General features: G+C 50.9%; 16 protein-coding genes and 1 pseudogene. 11 read left to right on the top strand and 6 right to left on the bottom strand.

The features are described from left to right. Positions 1–79: 79 nt before the first annotated feature. The 3 genes from B4M48_RS04835 (at position 80) to B4M48_RS04825 (ending at position 1,657) form a co-directional block, all read left to right on the top strand. A complete protein-coding gene (locus B4M48_RS04835; protein WP_071668157.1) occupies positions 80–355 on the top strand; it encodes a putative quinol monooxygenase in 276 nt (91 codons plus the stop codon). A gap of 173 nt (positions 356–528) precedes the next feature. Further along, positions 529–867 carry a cupin domain-containing protein gene (locus B4M48_RS04830; protein WP_071668158.1) on the top strand — a complete coding sequence of 113 codons (339 nt, stop codon included), beginning with the start codon at positions 529–531 and terminating at the stop codon, positions 865–867. 232 nt (positions 868–1,099) lie between these two features. Continuing rightward, on the top strand, positions 1,100–1,657 hold the full coding sequence (locus B4M48_RS04825; RefSeq protein ID WP_233207438.1) for a histidine phosphatase family protein: 558 nt from the start codon (positions 1,100–1,102) through the stop codon (positions 1,655–1,657). Positions 1,658–1,747: 90 nt separating this feature from the next. On the opposite strand, the gene B4M48_RS04820 is transcribed toward B4M48_RS04825, so the two are convergent. Both B4M48_RS04820 and B4M48_RS04815 read right to left on the bottom strand, forming a co-directional pair. Beyond that, the gene (locus tag B4M48_RS04820) at positions 1,748–2,632 is read right to left on the bottom strand and encodes a sugar phosphate isomerase/epimerase family protein (protein WP_288656130.1); all 885 of its coding nucleotides are present in this window, start codon (positions 2,630–2,632) and stop codon (positions 1,748–1,750) included. Positions 2,633–2,749: 117 nt separating this feature from the next. Then, positions 2,750–3,619 carry an AraC family transcriptional regulator gene (locus B4M48_RS04815; protein ID WP_250341368.1) on the bottom strand — a complete coding sequence of 290 codons (870 nt, stop codon included), beginning with the start codon at positions 3,617–3,619 and terminating at the stop codon, positions 2,750–2,752. Between the two features lie 663 nt (positions 3,620–4,282). Here B4M48_RS04815 and B4M48_RS04810 point away from each other — a divergent pair. The 4 genes and pseudogenes from B4M48_RS04810 (at position 4,283) to B4M48_RS04795 (ending at position 8,162) form a co-directional block, all read left to right on the top strand. Further along, positions 4,283–5,692, top strand: coding sequence for a sugar porter family MFS transporter (locus B4M48_RS04810; RefSeq protein WP_094110822.1), 1,410 nt, complete (start codon positions 4,283–4,285; stop codon positions 5,690–5,692). Positions 5,693–5,717: 25 nt separating this feature from the next. Further along, on the top strand, positions 5,718–6,728 hold the full coding sequence (locus B4M48_RS04805; protein WP_250341366.1) for a Gfo/Idh/MocA family protein: 1,011 nt from the start codon (positions 5,718–5,720) through the stop codon (positions 6,726–6,728). A 36-nt stretch (positions 6,729–6,764) separates the two neighbouring features. Continuing rightward, positions 6,765–7,193 (top strand): annotated as a pseudogene (locus B4M48_RS04800) (PTS sugar transporter subunit IIA). Positions 7,194–7,220: 27 nt separating this feature from the next. Continuing rightward, the gene (locus B4M48_RS04795) at positions 7,221–8,162 is read left to right on the top strand and encodes a sugar phosphate isomerase/epimerase family protein (RefSeq protein WP_288656125.1); all 942 of its coding nucleotides are present in this window, start codon (positions 7,221–7,223) and stop codon (positions 8,160–8,162) included. Positions 8,163–8,355: 193 nt separating this feature from the next. On the opposite strand, the gene B4M48_RS04790 is transcribed toward B4M48_RS04795, so the two are convergent. The 4 genes from B4M48_RS04790 to B4M48_RS04775 form a co-directional block, all read right to left on the bottom strand. Continuing rightward, positions 8,356–8,532 carry a DUF1289 domain-containing protein gene (locus B4M48_RS04790; protein WP_071668166.1) on the bottom strand — a complete coding sequence of 59 codons (177 nt, stop codon included), beginning with the start codon at positions 8,530–8,532 and terminating at the stop codon, positions 8,356–8,358. Between the two features lie 90 nt (positions 8,533–8,622). Continuing rightward, complete coding sequence (locus tag B4M48_RS04785; RefSeq protein ID WP_071668167.1) at positions 8,623–9,378, bottom strand: ABC transporter ATP-binding protein; 756 nt, start codon at positions 9,376–9,378, stop codon at positions 8,623–8,625. After that, a complete protein-coding gene (locus B4M48_RS04780) occupies positions 9,375–10,409 on the bottom strand; it encodes a FecCD family ABC transporter permease (RefSeq protein WP_083429487.1) in 1,035 nt (344 codons plus the stop codon). Before B4M48_RS04780 ends, B4M48_RS04785 begins: the two co-directional genes overlap by 4 nt. Beyond that, complete coding sequence (locus B4M48_RS04775; RefSeq protein ID WP_254794533.1) at positions 10,399–11,385, bottom strand: ABC transporter substrate-binding protein; 987 nt, start codon at positions 11,383–11,385, stop codon at positions 10,399–10,401. The genes B4M48_RS04780 and B4M48_RS04775 overlap by 11 nt, the downstream gene beginning before the upstream one ends. Positions 11,386–11,704: 319 nt before the next feature. Here B4M48_RS04775 and zigA point away from each other — a divergent pair, with 319 nt between their 5' ends. From zigA to B4M48_RS04755, 4 genes are all read left to right on the top strand, one after another. Beyond that, complete coding sequence (gene zigA, locus B4M48_RS04770) at positions 11,705–12,925, top strand: zinc metallochaperone GTPase ZigA (protein WP_071668169.1); 1,221 nt, start codon at positions 11,705–11,707, stop codon at positions 12,923–12,925. A gap of 335 nt (positions 12,926–13,260) precedes the next feature. Further along, positions 13,261–14,499, top strand: a complete 1,239-nt coding sequence (locus B4M48_RS04765; protein WP_104085728.1) for an MFS transporter — start codon at positions 13,261–13,263, stop codon at positions 14,497–14,499. Positions 14,500–14,515: 16 nt separating this feature from the next. After that, on the top strand, positions 14,516–15,571 hold the full coding sequence (locus B4M48_RS04760) for a sugar phosphate isomerase/epimerase family protein (protein ID WP_071668171.1): 1,056 nt from the start codon (positions 14,516–14,518) through the stop codon (positions 15,569–15,571). Between the two features lie 12 nt (positions 15,572–15,583). Next, positions 15,584–16,735, top strand: coding sequence for a Gfo/Idh/MocA family protein (locus B4M48_RS04755; RefSeq protein ID WP_145339737.1), 1,152 nt, complete (start codon positions 15,584–15,586; stop codon positions 16,733–16,735). Positions 16,736–16,817: the final 82 nt, after the last annotated feature.

Raw genomic sequence — 16,817 nt, 5'->3', positions numbered from 1 at the left:
GGTTTCTTTTCCTCAACGGTTTGGTGTAACTTCGTCGCTGGGATACTCGATAAAACCGCATGAAAATAGCAGGATGATAATGATTAAGCTGACGGGTCGTTTGGTGTGTAAAAGTGCAGAAGAAGCGGATCTTGTTCGCCAGTACCTTCCTGAACACAAGCAACTAACCAGGAAAGAAACCGGATGCGTATCATTTGAGGTTACTGAAACAGCAGACCCCCTGGTCTGGACCGTCGAAGAGCTTTTTACAAACCAGGCTACTTTTGACGCCCATCAGAAAAGAACCAGGGCTTCGGTCTGGGGAAGAGAAACCAGCGCGATCGCCAGAGAGTATGAAATCTCAGAGAGTGAGTAACTTTACCGAAACCGAATCACGATACGTTTATAAAAGGCCGCTACCCAGCGGCTTTCTTACATCTGCAGATAGAGCCGCATCAAACATAACATCGCTGTTGCGAATCAAAGAGCTCTCAAAGTATAACAACGCATCAGGTTTAGAATTCTTACGCGGTCAACAGGTAAAAACCAATGATTTCTAAGGCTAATGCTGAGCATTATGTATGGGGTGATAAGTGCGATGGCTGGTATCTGGTAAACCGGCAAGACATGCTGATTATTCACGAAAAGATGCCGCCGGAAACATGTGAAAAGCGACACTACCATTCGGTATCCAGACAGTTTTTTTTCGTTCTGGATGGTGTGTTGACCATGGAGCTGGAAGGAAAAGCGCATCGAATTGTCGCTCAGCAGGGCATCGAGATCCCCCCTGGGTCAAAGCATCAGGCCAGAAATGACACGGATTCCGCAATCGAATTTATCGTCATTTCACATCCAACACCGCGCGGAGATCGAACAGACCTTACCTGACTGTGTCTTAAAAAACGTTTCTGGTTGCGCTACTCAAAACGCCCCGGAGCCTTTTAAAGGCGTAAAGGGCATTTCCGGCACCTTTGCCATCCGATGAAAAACAGCCTGAAGATTCCGATGGAGTACATGGCTATGCACTGTCAACGGCTCGCCATTGATGAGTGCATTCAGGTTTAGTCATCTCCGCTTTGAGTGAGAAGCGGACATTAGGACAATAAATAAGAAGTTCTGTATGGAAATTATTTTAATGCGTCATGGAAAGCCCGCTTTTACAGCTTCTGCGAAAGTAACGAGCCGTGAAATGTGCAACTGGATTGCAGAATATGACCGTTCTGATACAGGAGAAGATACACCGCCCGATTCCAGCAAATCATTAGCGGTCAGCGCATCGCGAATCATAAGTAGCCCTCTTCCCAGAGCACTTTCTTCCCTGAAAGCATTAGGGCTTGAACCGGAGGTTATTGATGAGGTGTTCAGGGAAGCAGATTTGCCGGTATTTCACCTGCCCGGTTTCAGGTTATCTCCAGCCGTGTGGGCTGCTTTTTTTCGCGTTATGTGGCTAAGCGGCCTGTCCCGTAATGTGGAGCGTGTGGGAAAAGCTAAGCAACGTGCTGCTCAGGCTGCGAATAGCCTCGTCGGGTTGGCAAAAGCATCCGACGGGCCTGTGCTTCTTATGGGACATGGGGTGATGAATCGGCTAATTGCAGGGGAACTGAGGTCTTTGGGTTTTAAAGAATATTGTAGTCAGGGTAATGGTTACTGGAACGCGAGCATCTACAGACTTCAGTAATTAAAGATATCGGGTTGGGGGCACGTCCGGAGTCTCCAGACATTGAAAATTAGTAGTTTCGCTTTCGGCACAAAGCGGACAGCCAAAGCCTTAACCTAAATAGAATTTCATATTATCAATGATCTGTTTTGCCAGGATAGCGTGGTCCATTTCCCAGCGTGCCGGGCTGAATAATTCTGCTGACCACACGCCATCAAAACCGGTGGCTTTAACTGCATTGCTCCATGCCTGAATATCAATATCTCCTTCGCCGGGCATATAAGCGCGCAGCACCGTTTCGTTCCATTCTTCACCAGGGCGGGGCTTACGGCCATCACAAAAGTGCACGCCGTAGATAAGGGCAGGATCGAGCTGTTGAATATCTTCCGGCGTAGTATGCCCGGTCGCAAAGAGGTGCCAGAAGTCGATGACTAAACCGATATTAGGTGCATTTATACGCTGAATCACCTTCAGTGCCTGATTGAGCGTGTTGAATCGCGTATGCGCGATAACCTCAATCTGATAGCGCACCCCATATTGCTGGCCAATAGTGGCAATCTCAGCAATATTTTCGGTAATAATATCGAGAATTTGCCTCTCTGGCAGATGATCAATGCCGTGCTGCGCCAGAATCTGAATGGTTGGGCAGGCCAAATCCGCCGCAATCTGCGTCAGTCGCCTGGCTTCAGCCAGCATTTGCTGCTTTTCTGCGCCCTGATAGCGTTCAATATTTATCAGGGCATTAAGACACAAGGTCTGTAATCCATGACCCCGCACCAGCGTGTTAAGTTGTGCAGTACTGCCGCCGTGATCGAGATAACGCAGCAATTTATCATGCAAAAACTCCAGACCATCATAGCCCGCTTCCGCAGCTATACGTGCTTCAGTAACCACATTGCAGTAATGGGTTGTAATACCGTGAAGAGCTTTGAGCATAATTTCCTCTGAATCAGAATTTAATATAGCGGGAATCAACAGGAGATAGAAAGCCTGCATACGGTCACGCAATATTACCGGATGCGTCTTAAACTGTATGAGAAAAAGAAAACCGGAAGCATCTCAGAACAGATCAGGGGCAGGGTGATCGTGCCGCACACAAAGTATCCATGTAACTTATCTTTTTATCTGCCCGGTTATCCAGAATTTTTTATAACGGGCAGGCGGAATGCCGACAAGATTATGAAAGATTCGGTGGAAATTGTTTACGTTATCGTAGCCTACAGCACTTGCTACATCTATGACTCCCAGGTCAGTGCTTAATAATAAGTTTTGTGCCTCGCCGATACGGCGGCGGGTCTGATACTGTTTTGGGGAATAACCCGAATAGGCTTTGAAGACATGTGCCAGATAGAACTGATTCATATTCATCGCTGCAGTAATCGAACTCAGGGAGATATCTTCTTTATAATGGTTGTCGATATAGTCCTTCACGCGCTGCCCTAATAATACGCTGGTGCTTTCCTGTTGCGGTTTGCTTTCTATCCAGATATTCCGGCACAATAATAACAGCACGCTGAGTAAGCTATCGCCAATTTCTGTGCTGTACAGACGCTTATTACTGACATGCGACCACATCTGTTCAAACGACTGGCAAATTTCATGATAATAATTGCCGGCTGGCATGACCGCGGTTTGCGAGCGAGGCGTAAGGACGTTCAGTGGCAAACCATCGACCTTCAGTTGCTCAACGCCACAGCTGAATATCAGCAGGTCATCTGAGGCTTCCGGGCATTCATCATGAAGCACGCTGGCATTGAACAGTAATATATCGCCAGATTTAACGACATAGCTACGGCCGTCGATATTATAAATACCCTTGCCTGAGCGGATAAACATCAATTCAAAGCGTTCATCATGTTTGTGCATTACGCGAGGAATCGCTTCCTCTTTGCCTTCAGCTTTGCAGATGAAGCTCAGGCGCGGTCGCAGGCCACTGTCGAAGCCGCGTGCGGAAGGATGCTCGTTAAGACTGAAGGTGATCATAATGTCTCCTGTCGTGATGGCGCTATTCTGACACGACTTTACGCGCTGGTAATCATCAACTTTGCTTTTTCTTCCTGACTAACCCACTGATATATAATGCCAGAATGAAATTCCTTTATCCTTAACTCTCTTTAATTGTTATGACCGCTCTGGTCACGCAAGGAGACATGATTGTCATCACGTTCTTTAAAAAGCAGCCGGATGCACTCATTCAGATAAAGACAGTAACAAGCTAACTCTGTTAAGAGGGGTATTTTCATTAAACGGTCAATAATCATCAAAATTGCTATTTTATTTCTTACAAGTAAGCCACCACAGTGGTGGTAAAAATTGACTTTTCAAACTCTCTTCAATCTTGCTATGTCAATGTTCATATTTGACGGCGTGATGATTATCACTGCTTTTCACGAATGTAATTAAAAATATTTGATCGCCAGCACGCTGGTAAATAGTACGGAGAGACGTGTCTGGCTTTTGATTTTCACTTTGATATAACGTTGTCGTAACGTTTGAGGGTCACAGCAGCCTCTTCACGCTGAAATTAAAATCATACTTACACAGCCAGTAAGTTAACTGCTCTTTTTAACGTTTTAAAACAACATAGCTTTATTCTGACTATAAACGGCTTGCAACGGTATTACCTTACAACCAGATGGAAAAACTATGTATAACAAAACTCACCTGCAAAATCCTAAGCGCATGCGTTTGATTACGCTTGTATCAACCATTGGCGGCTTATGTTTCGGTTATGACACCGGCGTTATCTCCGGCGCATTAATATTCATGAAATATGATATGAATCTGACACCGGCTCAGGAAGGATTTATCACTTCATTTCTGCTGTTTGGTGCCGCGCTGGGCTCGCTATTTGGTGGATATTTATCAGATAAGCAAGGACGTCGTAAAAATTTGCTTTGGGTGGCAGCTGTTTTTATGTTCGGCGCGTTAGGCACGGCGTTTGCGTGGGATGTGCCATCAATGATTGTTGCGCGTTTTATCCTGGGCTTAGCGGTGGGCTGCGCTTCTGTAACCGTACCCATTTATATTTCCGAACTGGCACGAGCCGATCAGCGCGAGCGGTTAGTCACCGTCAATGAGCTAATGATTGTTACCGGCCAGTTCCTCGCGTATTCCGTTAATGCAACGCTTGTGAATGTCTATCCCGAGTTGCAGCACAACTGGCGCATTATGCTGGCTATTCCGGCACTGCCTGGCGCGCTATTGTGGATCGGTATGCTTATGATGCCGGAATCACCGCGTTTCTTTATTCGTCGCGGTGAAACTGAAAAGGCCATAAGCGTATTGAAAACGCTTCGCCTGCCGGAAGAAGTTGACCGCGAAGTGAAAGATATCCAGCAAATCGTCAAAGCCGATCAGATGAAATTAAACCTGTTTGACGAACTGAAAAAACGCTGGGTGATTCAACTGGTGTTAACGGGCTTAATGATCGTACTCGCAACTCGCGTTACCGGGGTCAATACCATCATGTACTACGCGCCAACGGTATTGAAAGCCACGGGCCTGGGCGATGCGGCAGCTGTCACTGGCGCAGTAGCCAATGGCATTATCTCTGTACTGGCTACCCTCCTTGGCATGGCGTTAATTGGCAAACACTCACGCCGGAAAATGTTTTTTACCGGACAGGCCGGCGTCACGCTGAGCCTGCTACTGATTGGTTTAGCGTTTAAGTTCCTGTTTCACACTGAAGTTGTGGATGGTGCAGAAATTCTGCATGCGAATTTTGCCAGCGCACCCTATGTGATCCTTGGCTTGATGCTGGTTTTTCTGGTGTTCATGCAGGGCTGGATAGCACCGGTGTTCTGGCTGATGCTGGCAGAAATCTATCCTCTCAGAATGCGCGGTATCGGTATGGGCTTTGCGGTATTCGGTTTGTGGATATTCGATTTCATAATCCAGTCTATTTTCCCTTTCCTGCTGAACCATTACGGAGGCGGCCTGACCTTTGGCTTCTTCGGGGCAACTAACATCATTATGTTGATTCTGCTGGTGAAATATCTGCCGGAAACACGCGGTCTGACATTAGAACAAATCGAAAAGAAATTTCGTTTCTAACGCTTTAGTAACTGAGGGTAAATAAATGACTGTCAAAATTGGCCTGATTGGTCTGGGCATGATTGGCCAGGATCACCTGAAACGTTTTCAAAATACAATTACTGGCGCGCAGGTTACTGCTGTTTGCGATATAAACCATACGGCAGCCGATGCGGCGGCCAGAGAATTTAACGCTACGGCATTTTATGATGCTGAAGAGATGATTAATTCGGAGCTGGTCGATGCAGTGTTTATTTGCTCAATAGGCCCGGTTCATAAAACGCAAATCCTTGCGGCATTTAATGCCGGCAAACCGGTATTTTGCGAAAAGCCGTTAACGCCCACTGCTGATGAATCAGCAGAAATTATTGATGCTGAAGTCAGAACCGGTAAGCGTCTGCTTCAGCTTGGCTTTATGCGCCGTTTTGACCCGGGTTATCAGGCGCTGAAAAAGACAATTGATGACGGCAAACCGGGCGATATCCTGCTGATCCATTGCGCGCACAGAAATCCCTCTGTGCCGGAAAGCTATACGCTGGAAATGGCGGTGAATGATTCCGCCACGCACGAAATCGACATTATTCGCTATTTGCTTAATGAGAACATTATTTCGGTGCGCGTGGATAAACCGCGTAAGAAAACCCGGCGTGCGCTGCCGCATTTACAGGATCCTTTAATCATAATTTTCGAAACCGAATCGGGTGTGCGCATCGATGATGAGCTGTTTGTGAACTGCCATTACGGCTATGACATTCGCTGTGAAGTGATTGGCGAAAACGCGATTGTCGCGCTGACTGAACAGCAGCTGATTAGCACGCGTTCGCTGAATGGTAACGCACAGCATATTGCACAATCCTGTATGGAACGTTTCGCCACGGCATACGATCGGGAGGTGCAGCATTTTGTTGATAACGTGCGTAACGGGCGCGAGATGAGCGGCCCCTCCTCATGGGATGGTTACGTAGTGGCGCTGGTTTGTGATGCCGGTTTAGCCTCGCTAAAAGATGGCGAAAAACACGATGTCATTATTCCACCGCAGCCCGCCCTTTATCGTTGATTAATGCACTCTTGCGCCACCAGTGAGGAATAAGTGATGTTGAATTTAACGGAAGACGCGCTGCATTTGCAGTGCCGGGCAACGCATAAAAATGAGGCAATACACATTGCCGCCAGCGCCCTGGAAAAAGCGGGTTATGTCAAACCCGGCTTTGAACAGGCAATGCTCTTACGGGAAAAGAGTGTTTCAACCTATATTGGAGCAGGTATTGCGCTTCCCCATTGCGCAAAGGAAAACCTCGATCTGGTTATTCAATCTGGCTTTTAGGTGTTTCAGTTTCCCGATGGCGTAAGCTGGGGTAAAGGGAAAATTGTTTTCATTGTTGTCGCTGTAGCTGCAACGAAAAATGAGCATATTCAGATTCTGGCGGATATTGCAGATTTGCTGGGTGATGAAGTTAAGACCACCTTATTAGCGAATGCCAGAACTAAATCCGGGTTTATCGATCAATTCGAAAGAGCGTAACGCACGCAAAATATTGGGGATAATAGAATGGAACTTGCATTGTGTACTGATGTTCTGGCGGATTTACCTTTTCCGGCAATGCTGGACAAAGTTAAAAGTTATGGGATCAGTGGTGTTGAAATGACCGCAGGCGGCTGGTCACCCTGTCCACATGTTAAAACTGAAGCGTTATTAAATTCGCCTGAAAAGCTTGAGCAATTCAAACAGGAACTGGCTGAGCGGGAGATGCGTATTGTCGCGCTGAACTGTTCTGGCAACCCGTTAGCGCCTGGTGAACTGGGCGAAACCCATACTAAAAGCAGCTACAGGACAGTAGAGTTAGCAGGCAAGCTGGGTGTTAAAAAAATTGTGATGATGAGCGGTTTGCCAGGCGGCGGGCCAGAAGATCGCGTGCCGAACTGGATAACATCAACGGTTTCATGGCCGGATTACATGCCGGGTGTAATTGACTATCAATGGAACGATGTCGCCATTCCATGGTGGAAAAAGTTTGTGCAGCACGCAAAGCACCATGGCGTAGAGCAAATTGCTATCGAAGAGTTCCCCAGTCAGCTGGTTTATAACCCATCCACCTTACTGCGTCTGCGTCACGCCGTAGATGACATGATTGGCATCAACCTGGATCCCTCTCATCTGATCGCTATGGGTGCCGACCCCATCGCAGCAGCGCGTAAGCTGGAAGGTGCGGTTTTTCATGTTCATGGTAAAGATGCGCGAATCGAGCGCGGTCTGGCCGACATTGATGGACTGATGGAGTACCAGCCCGTTACCGATACCAGAACCCGTACCTGGAACTATGTTGCTGTAGGTTGCGGGCAGGATCTGAAATGGTGGAAAGAGTTTTTTTCAGTATTGCGTATGACTGGTTATAACGGTGATGTGTCACTTGAAATGGAAGATCTGACGATGAGTGTTGAAGCTGGTCTGCAGACGTCCATTGATGCCTTACTCGCCACCCTGAGTCGCTAGAAGCGCAGTGCCTGTCAGTAAAGGCAGGCACGTCACCGGACGCCGCAAAGTGATTCTGTTCAGAAGGAATAGCCTCCTGTAAGGTTTCGCTCAGCGCAGGCAGACTCATGGAAGTTCAAAAATTAACCAGGGTGGCAACCTCACAGGGGGCGCGTCAGGCGCGTCAGCGCGCATTCGACAAAACCGGTGGCGTTTAACTCTTCATTAGAATGTTCAGCCGCACAGGAAGCGCTCGCTCAATCTGTTTACGATGATAAGGAGAAAGCTTGCGCCATTCTTTTGCCTCTTTTAGCGTGCGGCCACATCCTTTACACCAGCCTTTCGACTGATCAAAGATGCAAACGTCGGTGCAGGGAGATTTAATGGCCATACCGGTTCCTCAAAAGTTTCTTGCCTGTCTTCAGTACACTTTCATAAGTAAGCAGTGGAAAGAGAGCCAGGTCGTTTATAAATAGAGTGGTTAAACATATTGTATGTTTATGGCACCGTTTCCCCGTCGGTTAACCAGTGCGTGAACTTTCCATGTGGAATGAATAAGCGCTGGCGTCAGAACGCTCTCCGGAGAGCCTGTTGCAATAACTTTGCCCTGCTGCAGAACGACCAGATGCTGACAATACCTGGCGGCCAGATTCAGATCGTGCAGCGCAATAACCACCGTTACAGGCAACGCAGTAATAAGCCGCATTAATTCGAGCTGAAACTGAATATCCAGATGATTTACCGGCTCATCAAGCAGGAGGATATTGGGCTTTTGCGCCAGCGCGCGTGCAATCTGACAGCGCTGTCGTTCACCGCCTGATAAGCGCTGCCACGGCCGGCTGACCAGACTGTTTAACTGCATCTGTGTAAGCGCTTCCTGCACCGCATGATTATCCGCATCCCGCCATCGACTGAATGCGCTGCGATGTGGCGTGCGCCCCAGACGCACAATATCAATGACGCTCAGTTCGTTATCAGCTTCTGCATGCTGTGGCACAAAGGCCAGCTTCCGTGCAAGGTGGCGGCGTGGAAACTGGCAGAGCGACGTACCGGCGATTTGAATACGATTGCCGGAAGCGGGAAACAAACCCGCCAGCGACCTGATCAGCGTTGATTTACCGGAGCCGTTCGGCCCAAGCAGCCCAACAGTCTGCGCAGGTCCGGCGCTAAAACAGATGTCTGACAGGATAGTGTTGTTTTGCAATTCAACATCAAGATGAGTGACCACAATACTCATATCGACTTCCCCCGGTTGCTGTAGAGAATAACGGCAAAAACAGGTGCACCGACCAGAGCAGTCACCACGCCGACAGGTAAGACCTGATGCGTTATCAACGTTCTGGATAGGAGATCGGCGAGGATCATAAAATGACTGCCAGCAATAAACGTTACGGGAATGCTAACCAGATGCCGGTGGCCCACCAGCATCCGCGTTATATGAGGAATGACCAGGCCGATAAATCCGACAGCGCCAATCGAACTGACGATAACGGCCGTGACCAGAGCGGTAACCAGCAGTAGCATTATGCGGACAAAAAGCACACGCGTGCCCAGTGTGGCCGATATCTCAACGCCAAAAGTAAATGTATCCAGCGATCGTGCATGGCCAATAACCAGCATTAAACCGGCAAGTGAAACAAGAGAACAGAGTATGGCATCAGGCCAGCGCACGCCGCTGAGGCTACCCAGTAGCCAGAACATCACACCGCGCGACTGCTCGGCATTCGCGGCGGTACTGACAATATAAGAGGTCAGTGCATTAAACAGCTGAGTGCCCGCCACGCCAGCGAGGATGATTCTTCCGGTGTGATTCTGTATGCCGCCAGATAACAGCAAAATCAGCCCAAACGCCAGGCATGCACCGGTAAACGCGCCGGCGCCGACAGTGACAATCCCACCGCCAACGCCTAACAGCATAATACAGACGGCACCGGTTGAAGCACCGGCTGAAATCCCCAGCAGATAAGGTTCAGCAAGCGGATTACGCAAAACGGACTGTAGCACCAGCCCGCACAGCGCCAGTCCGCCACCGCTGCTGGCCGCCATTAACGCTCTGCTCATTCGATACTGCCAGACGATGCCCGCCTCAACCGGCGGGAGGTCATAATGTGACAGGCCCAGCCCGTTGGCGATCGCCTGAGCGGTAACGGTAAAAGAAACGGGCATGTCGCCTGTTGAAGCGGCTAACACCATCGTCACAGGCAGGCTGAGTAAGCCTGCCAGAATGACTATCGCTGTCTGCGCTGGCGAAGAGATCTTATTTGCCATGTTCGTTTCTGTATGCGGACAGTTGTTTGCCAATTAGCTCTACTGCATCCACGTTGCGCAGTGAGGGATTGAGCGACATTGCCGGTACGACGATGATGTGGCCTTGCCTGACCGCATTGATTTCGCGCGTGACAGGGTCATTCTGGAGAAAGGCCTTTTTTACCGAGGCGTCATCAGCGGGATAAAGCCGTCTGTCCATACTGGCGATAACGATCACGTCGGGCTGAGAGTGAGCAATATGCTCCCACGTCACCGCAGGCCACTCCTCTGAAGAGTGAATGATATTCTGCAGGCCAAGGGTCTTGCTTATCCAGCCCGGCGCGCCGTCATTACCCGCCACCCACGGATCGCCTTTCAGCCGGCTGCTGGAAAACCAGAAAACGACGTTAAGCGGAGGTCCTGTCTGCGCGTCTGCCTGCTGCTGCGCGTGAGCGATCCGATCCGCCAGATTCTTTTTGAGCGCCTCTCCGCGATCGGCGACATCGAAAATTTGTGACAGTTGAGTGATCTCATTCATGACGGAGTTCAGCGTATAAGGCGTAGTACGCGCGCCGTCGCCGTTCGACATCTCTGTGACGGTTTTGCCCGTGCAGTCAGCAGGGGATATCCATGTTCTGATGCCCAGTTGCTCAAATTGTTCACGCGTGGCCACTTCACCCTGTGGACCGACATGCCAGCTGTACTGCGCCAGTACCAGCTCTGGCTTTTGCGCCACAACCGTTTCAAACCCGGGCGAATTATCAGCAAGGCGCTTCAGGCCTGCGGCCCTGCTTTCAAGCTCGGGCGGAAGCTTGCCGAACCAGACCGAGGTGCCGGCAATCGTTTTTTCCAGCCCCAGCGCCAGCAGAAGTTCAGTTTCGTGCTGTCCAATCGTAACGACGCGAGCGGGCGGCTGCCTGAATGTTTCAGAAACGCCGCAGTTCTCAACGGTCAGTGGCCAGGTGCTGGCGAATGCGGTTGTGCACGAGAAAGCCATGAACGCCGGAGCGAGCATTTTAAAAGGAAATTTCATCATCATCTGCCAATGTAACGTTATAACATAACATTATCAGATTTTTATCTGGCTTTTGTCAATCACCGGCGAGCTTTGTAGCCTGCTGCAGTATCTGTTTTCCCGGCAGGTAGCGCGTGTAAAAAACGCTCTGAAATACCTGGCGTTAACTCAATACGCATTTGAGTCAATGACAAGCGCGAAGGTTATGTTATAACATAACAATAAATAAATCTGTCGTCCGGCTTGTTTGTCAGCTCGCTGGCGACCACGAACTCAGCAGTTCATTTCAGGAGAGCATGTCATGTCTGATTGCACGCCACACGCTGGCCAGTTTAAAAAGTTACCTGTTACCGTTCTGTCCGGATTTCTGGGCGCAGGGAAAACGACGTTACTGAATCACATTCTGAATAATCGCGAAGGCCGTCGCGTGGCCGTTATCGTCAATGACATGTCAGAGGTCAATATTGACGCAGCGCTGCTCAGAGAGGGCGGCGCAGAACTGTCGCGCACAGATGAAAAGCTGGTAGAGATGAGTAACGGCTGTATCTGCTGCACGCTGCGCGAAGATCTGCTGCTGGAAGTTAACCGGCTGGCGCAGGAAGGGCGCTTCGATAATCTGGTGATTGAATCCACCGGTATTTCTGAACCGCTGCCGGTGGCGGAAACCTTCACATTCGCCGATGACAGCGGCCAGAGCCTCTCCGAAGTTGCCTTGCTTGACACCATGGTAACGGTTGTTGATGGCTACAATTTCCTTCGCGACTATGAGTCTGATGAAAGCATCCAGGCTCGCGGCGAGTCGCTGGGTGAGGAAGATGAGCGCACGGTCGTGGATCTGCTTGTCGACCAGATCGAATTTTGCGATGTGTTGATCCTGAACAAGATAGATTTGATCAGCGAAGCAGATAAAACGCGTCTGATGGCGATTCTGCACTCTCTTAATCCCCGAGCCAAAATCGTTAACGCCGAATTTGGCAGGGTCGCACTGGATAACGTACTAAATACCGGATTATTTGATTTTGACGCGGCGGCTCAGGCGCCGGGCTGGCTCAGGGAGCTACGGGGCGAACACACGCCTGAAACAGAAGAGTATGGCATTCATAACTTCGTCTTTCGCGCCCGTCGTCCGTTTCATCCGGACCGTTTCCTGAACGTGATTGAAAACGATATGAAAGGCATTGTGCGATCGAAAGGCTTTTTCTGGCTTGCCAGCCGGCCCGGATATGCCGGCTCCTGGTCTCAGGCGGGAGGCGTGAGTCGTCAGGGGCTGGCAGGCATGTGGTGGGCCAACGTGCCGCAACAGCACTGGCCGGAAGATAGAGAGTCACGTGATTACATCATACAAAACTGGGCTGAGGATACCGGTGATGCGCGACAGGAGCTGGTCTTCATTGGCATCGGTATGGATGAACCTCAGCTTCGGCTGAAACTGAACAGCGCGCTGTTAACCGACGAAGAGATGCAGGCCGGGTCTGACAGCTGGGCAACGCTTCACGATCCTTTCCAGCCCTGGTTCAACTGATTACAGAAAGCTGGCTCAGGGCCAGCTCTTCTGATTTGCTGCTGCCCTAAGGGGATATGGTTTTTGGTCTGTAATTTGATCGCGATTGAGTGCTACTGGTTTGATCCAGTGCGAAGGATGGTCAGGAAAATTTGCGCCTGTCAGACAAGTTTTGACTATTTTGAATAACAACGTGTTTGCCTCAGGCGCTGCGTCAGAAACTCAGCATCTTAACGAATCGGGTCAGAAAGTAATTAAATGTAATGTGTGATCAGGTAGACGGAAACTCCATTTGTAATCGATTACTTTATGCATATTCAAAAATGTAATCGATTACTTTAAATTGTGAGGAGAGTATGACTACTACAGCAACAGGCAGGGAGGAGGCAATGGCACAACAGCGTTTACTGATCCCTCGCCTCTCATTGATGATGTTCATGCAGTTTTTTATCTGGGGAAGCTGGTCCGTTACGCTCGGGCTGGTGATGGCGCAGCATAATATGTCGTTGTTGATTGGTGATGCTTTTTCAGCAGGGCCGATAGCCTCGATCCTGTCTCCTTTTGTGCTGGGCATGCTCGTAGACCGGTTCTTTCCTTCGCAAAAAGTCATGGCGGTAATGAATCTTGCCGGCGCGGTGATCCTGTGGTTTATTCCGTCTGCGTTGGTGGCCGGGAACGGTGCGCTGCTCATCGCCCTGTTATTTGGTTATACGCTGTGCTTTATGCCCACCCTGGCGCTTGCCAATAACATTGCCTTTCACAGCCTGGCCCGCAGCGACAAAAGTTTTCCGGTGGTGCGCGTGTTCGGGACGATTGGCTGGATTGTGGCCGGCATCTTTATTGGGTTTGCCGGCATTTCTGCCAGCACGTCGATCTTCACCGTTGCATCGGTCTGCTCTGTGGCACTCGCGATCTATAGCCTGACGCTACCCCATACCCCGGCACCCGCCAAAGGGTTACCGCTAAAGGTCCGCGATCTGTTCTGCGCGGATGCGTTTGCACTGCTTAAAATCCGGCACTTTTTTGTGTTCGCGCTGTGCGCCACCCTGATCTCTATTCCACTGGGCACCTACTATGCCTATACCGCCTCATGGCTGGCAGACGCCGGCGTGTCAAATGTCAGCACCGCGATGTCCTTCGGTCAGATGTCTGAAATTTTCTTCATGCTGGTGATCCCATTACTGTTCCGCCGCCTCGGCGTGAAATACATGCTGCTGGTCGGGATGCTGGCATGGTTCGTGCGCTATGCGCTGTTTGCGATGGGTATGAACGATGAGGGCCGCGCGCTGATCTACCTGGGCATTCTGCTGCATGGTGTCTGCTACGACTTCTTTTTCGTGGTGGGGTTCATCTACACCGACAGGATCGCTGGCGAAAAGGTCAAGGGGCAGGCGCAGAGCATGGTAGTGATGTTCACCTACGGCATTGGCATGCTGCTGGGCTCACAGATTTCTGGCGCACTTTACAACAACCTGGTTGCCGGCCAGGGCACGGCAGAAAACTGGGCAACGTTCTGGTGGGTCCCGGCTATTGCAGCAGCGGCGATCGCCATTCTTTTCCTCTTCTCCTTTAAATACCGGGATGAAGCGGTTTGATTAACCGGAGGTGTACGTGAAAACGTTAAAAGGACCTGGCATTTTTCTTTCGCAGTTTATCGGACAACAGGCCCCGTTTAATTCGCTGGAGGGGCTGGCGAAATGGGCTGCAGACCTGGGATATCGGGCATTGCAGATCCCCTGTAATCATCCGGCCATTTTTGACCTTGAGCGTGCTGCAGCCAGCCAGTCCTATTGCGATGAGGTCACGACATTACTGGCAGGATACGGTCTGGAAATCAGCGAGCTTTCAACGCATCTGGAAGGACAGCTGATTGCGGTTCATCCTGCGCATGATGCGGCATTTGATGGCTTTGCGCCGGAACACGTACGCGGAGATAACGCAAAGCGCACGGCCTGGGCTATTGAGACGGTAAAAAAGGCTGCGGCGGCTTCGGCAAAGCTGGGGCTGCGCGCGCATGCAACCTTTTCCGGTTCGCTGGCGTGGCCCTATGTCTATCCCTGGCCGCCGCATAATCCGGCTCTGCTGGAAGAGGCGTTCGCCGAACTGGCGCGCCGCTGGCTGCCGGTTCTGGAAGAGTTTGATCGTCACGGCGTTGATCTCTGTTACGAGCTTCATCCGGGTGAAGACCTGCACGATGGCGTGACGTTTGACCGTTTTCTGGCGGCGGTGAATTATCATCCACGCTGCAACATCCTGTTCGATCCCAGCCATCTGTTGCTGCAGCATATCGACTATCTGCAGTTCATTGATATTTACCATCAGCGCATCAAAGCGTTTCACGTGAAAGACGCCGAGTATCTGCCTAACGGTCGCAGCGGCGTGTACGGCGGCTATCAGCGCTGGATCGATCGTGCCGGGCGTTTCCGCTCACCGGGCGACGGTCAGGTTGATTTCAAAGGGATCTTCAGCAAGCTGGCGCAGTACGACTACGACGGCTGGGCGGTGCTCGAGTGGGAGTGCTGCCTGAAAGAGAGCGACACCGGCGCACTTGAGGGAGCCGAATTTATTCAGCGCCACATTATTCCGGTTGCCGATCGCGCATTTGACGACTTCGCCGCACGACAACAGGATACCGCCGGGGTACGCGCCCAGCTGGGTCTGAAATAAGAGGGGATTTAAGTGATTAACACAGGGATTATCGGCACCGGTTTTATCGGACCGGCGCATATTGAGGCGTTACGCCGTCTCGGCAACATTAACGTGGTGGCCATCTGTGATACCAGCCAGAGCGCGGCCGAGGCGCGTGCAGCAGAGCTGAACGTGCCGCACGCCTACAGCGACGTCGCGGCGTTTTTACAGCATGAAGGGCTGCACGCTGTGCATAACTGTACGCCAAATCATCTCCATGCAGCAATAAACCGGCAAATCATCAGCGCCGGCAAACATGTTTTCTCTGAAAAGCCTCTGTGCATGACCATGGATGAAGCGCGTGAGCTGGTTGAGCTGGCTGAAAAGGCGGGCGTGGTAAACGGGGTCAGCTTTGTCTATCGCCAGTTTGCCATGGTACAGCAGGCAGCCAGTATGGTGCGCTACCAGCAGCTGGGGCGTTTGTTTTCGGCTCAGGGTAGCTACCTGCAGGACTGGATGCTGGAAGAGACCGACTATAACTGGCGCGTGGATGCAGAAAAGGGCGGCGCCTCGCGGGCCGTAGCGGATATCGGTTCGCACTGGTGCGATACCATTCAGTTTGTCACCGGACGTAAAATCGTGGAGGTGATGGCCGATTTATCGATAGTCTGGCCCACGCGCAAAGCCAGCCTGGCTGCCGCCGGCACTTTTGGCACGCAGAACGAGGAGGCACAATATGAGTTCCGCGAGGTCACCACAGAAGACATGGGCTTTGTGCTGTTCCGCTTTGATGACGGCAGTAAAGGGAGCTTTAGCGTCTCGCAGGTTTCAGCCGGTCGCAAAAATCGCCTCAGCCTGGAAGTGAATGGCAGCCAGGCGTCGCTGGCCTGGGATCAGGAAACGCCCCAGCAGCTGTGGCTGGGATACCGGCATAAGGCTAACCAGCTTTTGTCAGACGATCCTGCCCTGATGAATCCTGACGTGGCCCGCCGCGCACGTTTTCCCGGGGGACACATCGAAGGCTGGCCGGATGCGTTCCGCGCCATGATGCAGCAGTTTTATCAGGCAGTGGAGCAGGGAAGAGCGCCTGCTCCGCAGGATACCACCTATGCCACCTTTCGCGATGGTGCTCAGGTGATGGCGATCGTTGAAGCCATCGTGCAGAGTCACAGGGAACAACGCTGGGTCAGCGTTAATTGCTGATACACAACCCGGTCCGTCCTGCACAGACCGGGTTAACTTATTGTTCGCGCGGTTTTATGGTAGCCTGTGTGCTATATGTTTC

The organism is Pantoea sp. UBA6567 (assembly GCF_002434165.1).
Classification (GTDB): Bacteria; Pseudomonadota; Gammaproteobacteria; order Enterobacterales; family Enterobacteriaceae; genus Pantoea; species Pantoea eucrina.
Note: the sequence above shows the minus strand (reverse complement) of the source record. Positions and strands in the feature narration are given on the sequence as shown.